Consider the following 12,798-nt stretch of genomic DNA (forward strand, 5'->3'; position numbering starts at 1 on the left):
TCCCCGCACCCCCCTAATTCCCCCACCGTCAACCGGCTGAGACCTACGCTGATCACGTGGCACGCGCCGCACAGCACCAGTGGGAGGAGAAGGTCATGGGCAATCCGGAAGCGCAGGGTCCGCCGGAGGAGCAGTACCTCGGTCCGGTGGTGCGGCGACGGGATCAGGTCACGCCCGACACCACCGACCGGCGCCTGCTCGACACCGAGGGCGACTCGGAGTGGGTGCACACCGATCCCTGGCGGGTGATGCGGATCCAGTCGGAGTTCGTCGAGGGCTTCGGCGCCCTCGCCGAACTGCCCAGCGCGATCAGCGTGTTCGGCTCGGCCAGAACCCCGGCCGACACCCCGGAGTACGAGGCGGGCGTCGCGATCGGCCGGGCCCTGGTCGAGGCCGGCTTCGCCGTGATCACCGGCGGCGGACCCGGCGCGATGGAGGCCGCGAACAAGGGCGCGCGCGAGGCCGACGGCGTCTCCGTCGGGCTCGGCATCGAGCTCCCCTTCGAGCAGGGCCTCAACCCGCACGTCGACATCGGGGTCAACTTCCGCTACTTCTTCGTCCGCAAGATGATGTTCGTGAAGTACGCGCAGGGCTTCGTGGTGCTGCCCGGCGGCCTCGGCACCCTCGACGAGCTCTTCGAGGCGCTGACCCTGGTCCAGACGCGGAAGGTCACCAAGTTCCCGATCGTGCTCTTCGGCACGGCGTACTGGAGCGGTCTGGTCGACTGGCTGCGCGACACGGTGATCGCCCAGGGCAAGGCCTCCGAGAAGGACCTTCTCCTCTTCCACGTGACGGACAGCATCGACGAGGCGGTCGCCCTGGTGACCAAGGAGACGGGCAAGTAGCCGGCCGCTCCCGGCGGGCTCAGGCGACCGTACGCAAGGGCCCGCCGTCGGGGACGCTGTCGAGCAGCAGCCGCGTGTAGGGGTGCCGCGGGGCGGTGAACAGCTCGTCCCGCGCGGCGACTTCGACCAGCTCACCGTGTTGCAGCACCGCCACCTCGTCGCAGACGTGGCGGACCACGGCCAGGTCGTGGGAGATGAACAGCATCGTCAGATCGAGTTCGCGGCGCAGCTCGCGCAGGACGCCGAGCACCTCCGCCTGTACGGAGGTGTCGAGCGCCGAGGTGACCTCGTCCGCGATGATCAGCGCGGGGCGTACCGCCAACGCGCGTGCCACGGCGATCCGTTGGCGCTGACCGCCGGAGAACTCCTGCGGGTAGCGGGCGGCGGCCTCGCCGTCGAGGGCGACGCGGTTGAGCAGCGCCTCGATTTCCGGGCGGTGCTTCTTGACGCTCGCGCGCCGCGGATCGAGCGCTTCGGCGAGGGTCTCGCCGATGGTCATCCGCGGATTCAGCGAGGAGTACGGGTCCTGCGGGATCATCTGCACCCGACGGCGCACCGCCACGGTCCGCCTGGTGTGCGTGAGGTCCACGCCGTCGAGCAGGATCCGTCCGCCGACCGGCTTGACCAGGCCGACGACCGCTTTGGCCAGGGTGGACTTGCCGGACCCCGATTCGCCGACGAGACCGAGCGTGCGGCCCTGCGGGACGGTCAGTGAGACCTGCTTGAGGACGTGGTGCCTGCCGAAGGCGACGTCCAGGTCCCGGACTTCCAGAACGGCGTTTCCCGCTGTTGTCGCGTCGGTCATGCGACGACCTCCTCGTCCTGCTTGTCCCAGGTGAGCGCGTGGCAGGCGGTGGCGCCCGTGCCGTGGACGGCCAGAAGCGGCAGTTCGTCGTGGCACTGCTGCCGGGCCAGCGGGCAGCGCGGCGCGAAGGCGCAGCCCGCCGGGCGGCTCGCCGGGTGCGGCGGCCGGCCGGGTATCGAGGACAGCGGCTCGTCGACCGGCGAGTGCAGCGTGGGCGTGGCGGCCAGCAGGGCCTGCGTATACGGGTGGTCGGCGTCCCCCGCGCGCAGCCGCTCGATGGGCAGCGTCTCCACGATGCGGCCCGCGTACATGACGACGACCCGGTCGCAGATCGCGGAGATCACGCCGACGTCGTGCGAGATCAGCAGGATCGCGGTGCCGTCGCGCTCGTTGGCCTCGCGAAGCAGCCCGAGCACCTCGGCCTGGACCGTGACGTCGAGCGCGGTGGTGGGCTCGTCCGCGATCAGCAGCTTCGGCGAGGTGAGCAGCGCCGAGGCGATCATGGCCCGCTGCCGCATGCCGCCGGACAGCTCGTGCGGGTACTGCTTGAGCCGCTGCTCGGGCAACGTCACGCGGGCGGCGGCCAGTTGGTCCACGGCCTGCCGCGCGGCGGCCTTCTTGGACGTACGGCCATGGGTCCGCAGTGCCTCGGTGAGCTGACCGCCGAGCTTGAGCGTGGGGTTGAACGAGGCCGAGGGGTCCTGGTAGACGATGCCGATCTCGGTGGCCAGCCTGGACGCCGGAGGTTTCCCGTTCAGATCCAGATCGCCCACCTTGAGCGTGCCCGCCACCGCCCTGAGGTCGTCCGGCAGCAGCTTGGCCAGCGCCATCGCCGTCAGGCTCTTGCCCGACCCCGACTCGCCCACCAGGCCGAGGACTTCGCCCGGCTTGATGGCGAACGAGACCTCGTCGACCAGGCGCGTGCCGTCGGGCAGCACGACGCTGAGCCGGTCGGCGACCGCGAGCGCGTCCTCGTCGTACGAGGGCACGGCGGTGACCGCCTCGACCTTGGCCCGGTACCCGCGCCTGCGCCCGGCCGCCGGGTTGACCGCGGCCGCGAGCCCGTCGCCGATCAGACCGCCGGCAAGGCCGGCCAAGATGATCACGAGGGACGGACCGAGCGCCGGCCATGGGTTGAGGTAAATGCCCTCGAGTCCCTTGTTCAGTACGGATCCCCAGTCGTAGTCGGGCGCCTGCACCCCGACTCCGAGGAAGGAGAGCCCGGACAGCGCCTTCAGCGAGATGGTGAAGGCCACCGAGAGCAGCACGAGCAGCGGTTCCGCGATGTTCGGCAGGATGTGCCGGCGAAGCAGCCGGGCCGGGGAGACACCGAGCAGGCGTGCGGTGGAGACGAAGTCGCGGCCCGCGATGGACGCGGCCAGATTGGTGGTGAGCCGGGCGAAGGCCGGGCAGGTCGCCAGACCGATCGCGACGATCGAGGTGCCCACGCCGGGGCCGAGGACCGCCACCATGACCAGGGCGAAGATGACGCTGGGATACGAGATCAGGACGTCGATCACGCGCTGCCCGAGCGCCCGTACGCGGGGGCCCGCGACCCAGATCGCCGCACCGAAGCCGATCCCGCCGACCGCGGCGATGGCGGTGGTGGCCAGGCACATAAGGAGGGTCAGCCGGGTCGCGACCATCGTCCGGGCGAAGATGTCACGGCCGAGGGCGTCGGTGCCGAACCAGTGCTCGGCGGAGGCCGCCAAGTGGGTCTGGTCGGTGAGGGTTTCGGCCCGGTCGCCCCAGATGTACGGGGCGATGATGCCGAGGACCACGAAGAGCGCGAGCCCGGCCAGACCGAGCATCAGCGCAGGAGACCTGCGCAGTTGCTGCATCATGCGTCGCCCGCCTTTCCGTGGAGGCTGCGGGGGTCGAGGAGGCCGAGCACGACGTCCACGAGCAGATTGAGAAGGGTGGCCAGGACGCCGAGCAGCAGCACGACGCCCTGGATCACCGGGTAGTCGCGCTTGACGAGGGCGTCGAGGACGCCCGTACCGAGTCCGGGCCAGGCGAAGACGAACTCGACGATCACCGCGCCGCCGAGCAGTCCGGTCAGGACCAGGCCGCCCAGCGTCAGGGTGCTGGTCATCAGATTCGGCAGCGCGTGACGTGCGTAGAGCCGAAGTGCCTTGAGGCGGCGGCCCTTTGCGGTGCGCATGTAGTCCATGGAGAGCACGGCCGCCGTCTCGCGCCGCACCACACGGGCCAGCGTGCAGATCGGCGCGATGGTCAGGGCGAGGATCGGCAGGACCATCGAGTCGAGGGTGGCGGCGCCCGACGGCGGGAACATGTTGAGCTTGATCGCGAAGAACATGATCAGGAGGGTCGCGAGCACGAACTCGGGGATCGAGCCGAGCACCGCGGTCACCGAGGTGAACGCCGTGTCAAGCGCCTTGCGGCGGCCGCCCCGGCAGGCCACCGCGACCGCCATCCCCAGCGGGACGCTCACGGCGAGGGCGATCACGACCGCGAGCAGTGCGATCTGGGCGGTGAAGGGGAGCCGGTTGGCGATGATCTCGGAGACCGGGAGACCGCTGCTGAAGGACGTACCGAGATCGCCCTCAAGCAGACCGCCCGCATAGTCCGTGAACTGGGTGAACAGCGGCTGGTCCAGGCCCTGTTCCTGCCGGATCCGCTCGACCTGCGCCTGACTGGCATCGGGTCCGGCCATCACCTGGGCGGGGTCGCCCGGGATCAGCTGGACGATCAGGAACGTGCCGACGATCAGCATGACGAGGACACCCGCGAGGCCGGCGAGACGGCCGAGCAGGAACCGCGGCCAGGGCGACCTGACGGTCTTCGGCGTGAAGGCCTTGGATGGCTCGGGTGGCTCGGGCGCCTTGGGGGATGCGATCAGAGTCTCCACGACTCTCCTCACCTGGGGAAGAAACCGGCTGGGGCAACGCCGCCCCGGCCGGTCCGGGTGCCGCTGGACTGCGTACTACTTGGTGACGCGCACCGTCTCCGGCGCGAGCAGACCGTCAGGGGCGGCGATCGAAATCCGGGCGGCGGTGGTGTAGTTGAGGTTCACCGTCGCGAGCGGCACCACGTCGTGGCTGCCGAGCAGCGACTTCTGGGCGTCGCCCCAGGCCGCGCACTTCGCGGTCTCGTCGGTGGTGGCCATCGCCTCGCCGAAGCCCTTCGCGAAGCCCTTGTTGTCGACGCCGGGGAAGTTGCGTCCGCCGTCCGCCGGGTCCGGGCCGAGGAACAGGCTGGCCGGGGTGGTCAGCAGGTTCGTCAGGTTGAGGTTCGGCAGGATCGTGAGGTCCCAGTCGCCCTTGTTGCTGATGACGTCGTTGCCCCAGGTGGCGCTGTCGGCGTTACGGAGGGAGACATCGGCGCCTGCGGCCTTCAGCGCGGCCTGGACGTAGTCGTTGCCGGAGCCGCCCGCGACCGCGTTCGTACCGACGAGCTTGATCTTGACGCCCTTGAGCACGCCCTTGGCGGCGGCCACGTCGGTCTTGGCGAGCAGCGACTCGTCCTTGTTGGCGCAGGGCACGCTGCCGTCGGTGATGCTGGCCATCAGGGTGCCGGTGCCGCGCGTGACGGCCTGGTTGAACGCCTTGCGGTCCAGGGCCTTGGCGATCGCCTCGCGGACCTTCGGGTCGGCGCCCGGGTGGCCCTCGCGCTCGTTGAAGACCACCATCATGCGGATGATCGGCGCCGGGTTGATCGTGAACCGCTTGTCCTTGACGAACCGGGCGACGTCCGGCCCGGTGAACGCCGCGTAGTCCAGCGTGCCCGCCTGGAGGTTGTTCGCCATCGTGGCCTCGGACTGGATGACCGGCATCTCGACGGTGTCCGGCACGGTGCCCTTCGGCATGTTCTTGTACGTGGCCCAGCCGTCGTAACCCTTGACCGCGGTCAGCGTGTACTTGTCGCCGGGCTTCGCGGACTGGATGTAGTACGCGCCCGTACCGGCGCCCTTCTTGCCGGACTTGAGCAGCTCCGGCTTGTCCAAGGCGGCCGGGCAGACGATGCCGGCCTGCGGCAGCGCGAGCCCGTAAAGGAGGTCCGACCAGGGCTTGTCGAGCTTGACGGACACCTTGCCGGTGGCGTCGTCGCCGGTGGCGGTGACCTTCGCGCCCGGTCCGAACACCTGGCTCGCCGCCGTCGACTTGGTGGCCGGGTCGGCGAACCGGGTCAGGACCTTGGCCACGCCGGACGCGGTGACCTTCGTACCGTCGGTGCACTTGGCGTCCTTGCGGAGCGTGAACTCCGCGGACGTCGGGTCGGCCTTCCACTCGGACGCGAGGCCAGGGATGATCTCGCCCTTGTCGTCGCGGCGGACCAGCTGGTCGTTGAGCATCCGCGCGAACACGAAGTCGGCCGCCACGGTGCCCAGGTTCGGGTCCAGGCTGGTCGGGTCGGAGGAGGTCGCGATGGTGGCCTTGACCTTCTTGCCACCGTCCTTGCCGCCGCCGGTGGAGTCGGCCGAGGTGGTGCAGCCCGTCACGGCCAGGCCGAGGGCCAGGGTGCAGACGCCCGCAGCGAGGGGGACACGTGCCATTTGGAGCCTCCTGATGTGCGCGGATGCGCGAATGCGAGACCGCTGGATAGGGGTGTGCGTGAGGGAGGAGTGAGTGTTGTGGAGGGTGACCTGAGGTAGGTGACCTGACTCAGAGGTCGGGCCACCGTGCGGCCCAGGGCCTGGCTGCCTCGAGCTGGGCGCACAGGGAGAGCAGTTGCGCGTCCTCGCCCAGCCGGCCCGTCAGCATCACGCCGATCGGCAGGCCCTCGTCCGACCAGTGCAGCGGCACGTTCGCCGAGGGCTGGCCGGTGACGTTCTGGGCCGCCGGGTAGGGGCAGGCCAGGAACTGACGTTTCAGATCGGTCTCTTCACCGAGTTCCTTGAACCACTCCGGCCGCTGCGGCGGCAGCGCGAGCGTCGGGCTCAGCACGGCGTCGTACCGCTGCGTGGCGATCATCGCCTGCGTGCCGCGGAGTTGCATGTCCTGAAGCGCCCCGAGGAACCGCTCCGAACTGACGGACCTGCCGCGCGCCCGCCAGTGCCGGGTGAGCGGCAGCAGCTCTTCCTCGTCGGCCACGGGCACCCGCAGGGACCGTACGGACCAGACGTCCTGGAACTCCTCGACCATCGCGCGGCCGAAGGGCGGCTCGATCTCCTCGACCTCGTGACCAAGTGATACGAGCAGCTCGGTGGCCTGCTCGTACGCGGCGAGCACATCCGGATGTACGGAGACCTCTTCGCTGCCCGGATCGCTGAACCGCCCGATCCGCAGCTTCCCGGGCTCCCGGCGTGACCAGCCGAGAAAGCTCTCCCCGTCGGGCAGCGGCGGAGCCCAGAACAGGTCGCCCGGCACCGGACCGGCCATCGCGTCGAGCATGGCCGCGGCGTCGGCCACGGTCCGCGACAGCGGGCCCTGGCAGAGCTGGACGACCGGGTCGAGCCCGAGCGGACCGTTGCTGATCCGGCCACGGGAGGCCTTGAACCCGAAGACCCCGCACACACTCGCCGGAACGCGGATGGACCCGCCGGCGTCGTTGCCGTGCGCGAAGGGCACGAGCCCGGCGGCGACCGCGGCCCCCGAACCGCCGCTGGATCCACCCGCGGTACGGGTGAGATCCCAGGGCGTACGGGCCGATCCGGCGTAGGTGTCGGAGTAGGCGGAGAGCCCGAACTCGGCGGAGTTCAGCTTGCCCAGACTGATCGTGCCCGCCTCGCGGAGCAGCCGGACCAGATGGGCCTCGACCGGCGGTGTGAAGCCCCGGAAGGCGGCCGAGCCGAAAGAGGTCGGCATATCGCTGGTGCCGGTGAGGTCCTTGATCGCGGTGGGCACCCCGAACAGCGGCGGCAGACCGTCCTCGCCGAGGCGCTTCTCCGCTTGTGAAGCCACGGCCCTCGCCTGGTCCGCCGCGACGTACGAGAACGCGCCGACCCGCTCGTTCAGGTTCTCGATCCGCGCGAGGTAGTGCTCGACAAGCTCGACCGGGCTCAGCTCACCGCCCCGTATCGCGGCTGCCTGCTCCAACGCGCTGAGCTCGTGCAGCTGCCCCTGCTTCTGCCCCTGCCCCTGCCTCTGCTCCGGCATCAGAACGCCCCGTCCGGCACGTCCATCAGATGCTGGTCGGTCTGTTCCAACACGGAGAGCCGGGCGGCCAGTTCGGGCAGGACGGTGGCGGCGAAGAACCGGGCGGCGGCGACCTTGCCGCTGTAGAAGTCGCTCTCGGCCGAGCCGGCGTCCAGTGCGGCCAGGGCCACCGAGGCCCCCCGGAGCAGCAGATAGCCGATCACCAGATCACCGACGCTCATCAGGAACCGGGTGGTGTTCTGCCCGATCCTGTAGACCTCGCCGGACTGTTCCCGCGCCTCCTGCTGCCAGGCCAGCATCACATCGGCCATGCTCCGTACGTCGCAGAGCGCGGCGTTCACCTTGGCCCGCTCGGTCTTGAGCCGGCCCTCGCCCTCGATCCGTACGAGGAAGTCCTGGATCTCCCGGGTCAGCATCGACAGCGCGGCACCACGGTCCCGGGAGATCTTCCGGAAGAAGAAGTCCAGGCCCTGGATGCCGGTCGTGCCCTCGTACAGCGAATCGATCTTGACGTCCCGCAGATACTGCTCCAGCGGATAGTCCTGCAGATAGCCCGAGCCGCCGAACGTCTGGAGCGACAGGGCGAGTTGCTCGTAGGAGCGCTCGGAGCCGACGCCCTTGACGATCGGCAGCAGCAGGTCGTTCATGGCGGCCGCGGTCTTCGTGTCCACGTCGTCCCGGTCGAGCCAGTCCGCCGTGTAGAGATAGACCGCGCGCAGGCCCTCCGCGTACGCCTTCTGCAGCATCAATATCCGGCGTACGTCCGGGTGTTGATCGATGGTGACCCGGGGCGCGGTCTTGTCCGAGGCCCGGGCGAGATCGGCGCCCTGGACCCGGGTCCGCGCGTACGCGAGGGCGTGGAGGTATCCGCTGGAGAGCGTCGCGATCGCCTTGACGCCCACCTGCATACGGGCCGACTCGATCACATGGAACATCTGGGCTATGCCGTCGTGCACCTCGCCCAGGAGCTGTCCGACCGCGGGTATCTCCCCGCCGAAGGTCAGCTCGCAGGTGGTGGAGACCTTCAGGCCCATCTTCCGCTCGACGTTCGTCGCGAACACGCCGTTGCGCGCGCCCGGTTCGCCGGTTTCGGGGTCGAAGTGGAACTTCGGTACGAGGAAGAGCGACAGGCCCTTGGTACCGGGCTGTGCGCCCTCGGGCCGGGCCAGGACGAAGTGCAGGATGTTCTCGGCCAGATCGTGCTCGCCCGAGGTGATGAAGCGCTTCACGCCCTCGATGTGCCAGCTGCCGTCGGCCTGCCGGACCGCCTTGGTGCGGCCCGATCCCACATCGGATCCGGCGTCCGGCTCGGTGAGGACCATCGACGCACCCCAGCGGCGCTCGATCATCAGGTCGCCGATCCTGGTCTGCTCCGGGGTGCCGAGCTTGTGCAGCAGACCGCCGAAGCCGGGGCCGCTGCCGTACATGTACACCGGGGCGTGGGCGCCCTGGATCAGCTCGATGACCGACCACCACAGCGAGCGGGGCGCGGGCGTGCCGCCGGCTTCCGCCGGCAGGTCGAGCCGCCACCACTCGGCGTCCATATAGGCCTGGTAACTGCGGCGGAACGCTTCCGGCATGGTGACGGAGAAGGTCGCCGGGTCGTACACCGGCGGGTTGCGGTCGCCGTCCGTGAACGACGCGGCCACGGGCCCCGTGGCGAGCCGCTCGACCTGGCCGAGGATGGCGCGGGCGGTGTCGCCGTCGATGTCCTCGAAGGGCGCACGGCCGAGCCGGCCGTCCAGGCCGAGCACCTCGAACAGGTTGAACTGGAGATCGCGCAGATTGCTGCGGTAGTGACTCACGGTGACCCTCTCGACTGCATGCGAGATATCGCATGCATCACACTCGGGGCGGGGAATTTTGTCAATACCGATCGGTCGGTATTGGAAAAGTGACATCAAGGGGCAATATCTGACGATCGATCGAGCCTGGTCAGGCGGGGTAGTTCGGGTACGACTCCTTGAAGACGCCCTGGTGCAGCAGGACTTCGGCGACGGCGGAACCGGTCGTCGCGCACGTGACGGTGGTGCGTACCCAGGCCGTCTCGGTCCGCCGGGTCTCACCCAGAGCGACGATCTCGCGCTCCAGGGTGTAGGGCGCGTCCACGAAGACCGGGCTCCCGAGCAGTCTGATCTGGAGATCCAGGAAGAGCCCGACGGACGGCTCGGCCTTGACCAGTCCGGACTCGGCCCATGTGGCCATCGAAAGGACGCTGATCATCTCGATCGGCACGATCGGCCGGCCCCAGGGGTTGTCCCCATCGGTGTACCAGGGGCTGGTCTCGGTGATCGTCTCCAGCTTGCGGCGCAGCGTGAACGGATAGAGGTCGCCCATGTGCGTGTCGAAGTCCATCCGGACGTGCTCGGGCCGCGCGCCCTTGCGGCCGGGAGTCCAGCCCTCGAAGATCACGGGCCGCTCCAGGGGCCGGAGCCGGGCCAACCGCGCGTCCAGGGCGGTCGGTTCGTCGCCGAGGGTCGCGGTGCCGGACAGGACGGCCGTCCCGTCCTCCTTCAATGTCCTGATATCCGCCCGGTCTTCCGTGAAGGAGGCGGTCGCCCGGGTCTGCTCCCCTTCGACACAGATCGCTTCGAAGTGCGCGCTCAGGCAGCCGTCGGTGAACCACCTCTCGCCCCACATGCGAGCCGCCAGCGGGTCGTACTGGCTGAAGTGGGTCGGACCCTCCACGGCCGCCCCCGCGACGCCCAACTGTTGTGCGGTGGCCGGGTCATGGATGCTCGCGTGATCCCCGTAGGTCTGGTCGAGCAGCAGGTTGCGCGGTGACCTGAGGGGGCCCGAGAGCTCGAGCGGCGTGGTGAACATGGCCGCTTTCTAGCACGAGTTCATAGGCATACCAACCGGTCGGCATTGACTTTCTTCCGGTGCCGCGCTGTGATGTGTGCCGCAGAACCCCGCCTCGCGAGCGCACCCGGAGGACAGCGATGGCCCGCACCAAAGACCCCGACCCGGAGGTGCGCCGGCGCATCCTCGACGTCTCCCTCGACCTGTTCGCGACGAAGGGGTTCGCCGCCACCGGCGTCCAGGAGATCGTGACCAAGGCGGGCGTGACCAAGGGTGCGCTCTACCACTACTTCAAGTCCAAGGACGAGATCCTCTTCGAGATCTACGGCAGGGTCTTCGGGCACGAACTGGAGTCCCTGCAAAGGATCGTGGCCGAGGGGCACGACCCGGTGCGGACCCTGCGCACGATCATCGTCGACCTGGTCTCCCACACCGCTGCCATCACCAAGGAGTCGGCGGTCTTCGCCCGGGGCGGCCATGCCGACTCCCCGCACTGGCAGGCCATGCAGGAGCAGTGGCGCCGCTACCAGGAGGGCTTCCGCCAGGTCATCAGAGACGGGCAGGACGCGGGTGTCTTCTCGTCGAAGGCCTCACCGGAAGTGGCGTCCTGGTCGGTCTTCGGCTTCACCAACTCCATGCACACCTGGTACCGGCCGGAGGGCCGCAAGTCTCCCGCCGACATCGGCGAAGAGCTCGCCGACCTCATCCTCACGGGGCTGCAGTCGTGAGCGATCCCGACCGGGCTGCGTTCGTGAGCGATCCCGACCGGACCGCAGCCGTGGGCGTCGTATCCGCTCTGAAGTCCGCACTCGACTGCGTCGTCGGCGCCGTCGAGACCACCGCCGACGACGCGGGCGTCACCTTCCACCGGGTCCCCGCCGCGGCCCGGGCGCGGATCGCCGACCCCACCCTGGACTTCATGAGTACGGTGCCCTCCGGCGTGCGCCTCGAGGCGGTCACCGACGCCCCGGCCCTCGAACTGGACCTCCAGCTCACCCATCTGGTGCCCCTGGGCCAGGAGTCCGCCGGCACGGCACTGGACCTCGTCGTCGACGGCGCGGTGCGCGAGCGCGTCCACACCCGCCGGGAAACCGTCGTCCACCTCGACTTCCGCACCCGCGAGACGCAGGTCAGCCCGGCAGGACCGGTGACCCTGCGGTTCGAGCTCGGCGAGGCGGGGACCGAGCGCCGCATCGAGCTGTGGTTCCCGGTCGCCGCGGCCATGAAGCTGCTCGACGTACGCATCTCTGAAGGGACCTCCCTGAGCCCCGCACCACCCACAGGTCCTCTCTGGGTGCACCACGGCAGCTCGCTCAGCCAGTGCTCCGAGGCCGACCGCCCCACCGGGTCATGGCCGGCGGCCGTGGCGCGCGCGGCCGGCGTCTCCCTGCTCAACCTCGGCCTCGGCGGTCAGTGCCATCTCGACCAGTTCATGGCACGCACCATCAGGGACCTGCCCGCGGCCGCGATCAGCCTCGAACTCGGCATCAACGTCGTCAACTTCGACAGCATGCGCGAACGCGCCTTCGTCTCGGCCTTCCACGGCTTCCTCGACACGGTGCGCGACGGCCACCCCGGCACACCGCTCCTGATCCTCACACCGATCCACTGCCCGACCGTCGAAGACCGCCCGGGCCCCACCCCCTACGGCCCCGACGGCCGCTTCACCGCCGTCGAACGCCCCACGGACAGCTCAGGCGGCTGCCTGTCGCTCGGCCGCATCCGCGAACTCCTGTGCTCTCAGGTCGAGTTGCGCCGCACAGAGGGAGACAAGGCCCTCCACCTGCTGCACGGCCCCGACCTGTTCGGCCCGTCCGACACCACCGACCTCCCGGACGGCCTGCACCCCAACCCCGCCGGCTACCGACGCATGGCAAACCGCTTCCTCCCCTTGGCCTTCGGCCCCCAGGGCCCACTGCACCGCCCACGGACCTCTGCGCTCGGCTGACAGCTGCGCTCCCAACGGCCCGTAGATGAAAGGTGGTTGAGGCGGTCAGCCCCCACGGGCGCGTAGCCGACGGGTGGTTGAGGGCGGCCTGCCCCCACCAGCCGACAGCCGCGCGACGGCGGAAGGGAATCCGGCGAGCGCGGATGTGACGCACACCCCCACCGGCCGTCAGCCGCGCGACGGCGGAAGGGGACGGGGAGGGGTGCCTGTCATACGGGCGCCCCCGTCGGAAACGGCACCCCTTCGCGGAGACGGCGCCATTGCCCGTATGACAGGTACCCCGGACCGGCACCGACCCCACGACGCAACCGCAGGCGCGACAAGCGGGGGCATGGGGGC

General features: G+C 69.8%; 10 protein-coding genes. 3 read left to right on the forward strand and 7 right to left on the reverse strand.

The genetic code is table 11. From position 1 onward, the window contains the following. Window positions 1-95 precede the first annotated feature (95 nt). Window positions 96-845: an LOG family protein gene (locus G6045_RS33615; protein WP_165335981.1), complete on the forward strand. Its 750-nt coding sequence runs from the start codon at window positions 96-98 to the stop codon at window positions 843-845. 19 nt (window positions 846-864) lie between these two features. Here the strand turns inward: G6045_RS33615 and G6045_RS33620 are convergent, their stop codons facing one another. The 7 genes from G6045_RS33620 to G6045_RS33650 all read right to left on the reverse strand — a co-directional run bounded on the left by G6045_RS33620 (window position 865) and on the right by G6045_RS33650 (window position 10,532). Continuing rightward, window positions 865-1,650 (reverse strand): ABC transporter ATP-binding protein, encoded by a 786-nt coding sequence (locus tag G6045_RS33620; protein ID WP_165335974.1) that lies wholly within the window; start codon window positions 1,648-1,650, stop codon window positions 865-867. Next, entirely contained in the window at window positions 1,647-3,494 is a 1,848-nt protein-coding gene (locus tag G6045_RS33625; RefSeq protein WP_206344535.1) for a dipeptide/oligopeptide/nickel ABC transporter permease/ATP-binding protein, read from the reverse strand. Before G6045_RS33625 ends, G6045_RS33620 begins: the two co-directional genes overlap by 4 nt. Next, window positions 3,491-4,522: an ABC transporter permease gene (locus G6045_RS33630; RefSeq protein WP_206344536.1), complete on the reverse strand. Its 1,032-nt coding sequence runs from the start codon at window positions 4,520-4,522 to the stop codon at window positions 3,491-3,493. Before G6045_RS33630 ends, G6045_RS33625 begins: the two co-directional genes overlap by 4 nt. A 75-nt stretch (window positions 4,523-4,597) precedes the next feature. Further along, complete coding sequence (locus G6045_RS33635; RefSeq protein WP_165335975.1) at window positions 4,598-6,166, reverse strand: ABC transporter substrate-binding protein; 1,569 nt, start codon at window positions 6,164-6,166, stop codon at window positions 4,598-4,600. Window positions 6,167-6,275: 109 nt separating this feature from the next. Continuing rightward, the gene (locus G6045_RS33640; RefSeq protein ID WP_165335976.1) at window positions 6,276-7,709 is read right to left on the reverse strand and encodes an amidase; all 1,434 of its coding nucleotides are present in this window, start codon (window positions 7,707-7,709) and stop codon (window positions 6,276-6,278) included. Continuing rightward, window positions 7,709-9,514, reverse strand: coding sequence for an acyl-CoA dehydrogenase (locus G6045_RS33645; protein ID WP_165335977.1), 1,806 nt, complete (start codon window positions 9,512-9,514; stop codon window positions 7,709-7,711). The genes G6045_RS33640 and G6045_RS33645 overlap by 1 nt, the downstream gene beginning before the upstream one ends. Window positions 9,515-9,644: 130 nt before the next feature. Further along, the gene (locus G6045_RS33650) at window positions 9,645-10,532 is read right to left on the reverse strand and encodes a hypothetical protein (protein WP_165335978.1); all 888 of its coding nucleotides are present in this window, start codon (window positions 10,530-10,532) and stop codon (window positions 9,645-9,647) included. 119 nt (window positions 10,533-10,651) lie between these two features. Here G6045_RS33650 and G6045_RS33655 point away from each other — a divergent pair, with 119 nt between their 5' ends. Together G6045_RS33655 and G6045_RS42240 are read left to right on the forward strand one after the other, a co-directional pair. Next, window positions 10,652-11,239: a TetR/AcrR family transcriptional regulator gene (locus G6045_RS33655; protein WP_165335979.1), complete on the forward strand. Its 588-nt coding sequence runs from the start codon at window positions 10,652-10,654 to the stop codon at window positions 11,237-11,239. Further along, window positions 11,236-12,459, forward strand: coding sequence for an SGNH/GDSL hydrolase family protein (locus G6045_RS42240; RefSeq protein WP_165335980.1), 1,224 nt, complete (start codon window positions 11,236-11,238; stop codon window positions 12,457-12,459). The genes G6045_RS33655 and G6045_RS42240 overlap by 4 nt, the downstream gene beginning before the upstream one ends. Window positions 12,460-12,798: the final 339 nt, after the last annotated feature.

Origin of the sequence: Streptomyces mesophilus, assembly GCF_011044995.1 — a bacterium.
GTDB lineage: Bacteria > Actinomycetota > Actinomycetes > Streptomycetales > Streptomycetaceae > Streptomyces > Streptomyces mesophilus.

What these genes read in the sequence shown, in the direction of transcription:
- G6045_RS33615 (WP_165335981.1), top strand. Translation starts at nt 96, where the DNA reads ATGGGCAATCCGGAAGCGCAGGGTCCGCCGGAGGAGCAGTACCTCGGT.
- G6045_RS33620 (WP_165335974.1), bottom strand. Translation starts at nt 1,650, where the DNA reads ATGACCGACGCGACAACAGCGGGAAACGCCGTTCTGGAAGTCCGGGAC.
- G6045_RS33625 (WP_206344535.1), bottom strand. Translation starts at nt 3,494, where the DNA reads ATGATGCAGCAACTGCGCAGGTCTCCTGCGCTGATGCTCGGTCTGGCC.
- G6045_RS33635 (WP_165335975.1), bottom strand. Translation starts at nt 6,166, where the DNA reads ATGGCACGTGTCCCCCTCGCTGCGGGCGTCTGCACCCTGGCCCTCGGC.
- G6045_RS33640 (WP_165335976.1), bottom strand. Translation starts at nt 7,709, where the DNA reads ATGCCGGAGCAGAGGCAGGGGCAGGGGCAGAAGCAGGGGCAGCTGCAC.
- G6045_RS33650 (WP_165335978.1), bottom strand. Translation starts at nt 10,532, where the DNA reads ATGTTCACCACGCCGCTCGAGCTCTCGGGCCCCCTCAGGTCACCGCGC.
- G6045_RS33655 (WP_165335979.1), top strand. Translation starts at nt 10,652, where the DNA reads ATGGCCCGCACCAAAGACCCCGACCCGGAGGTGCGCCGGCGCATCCTC.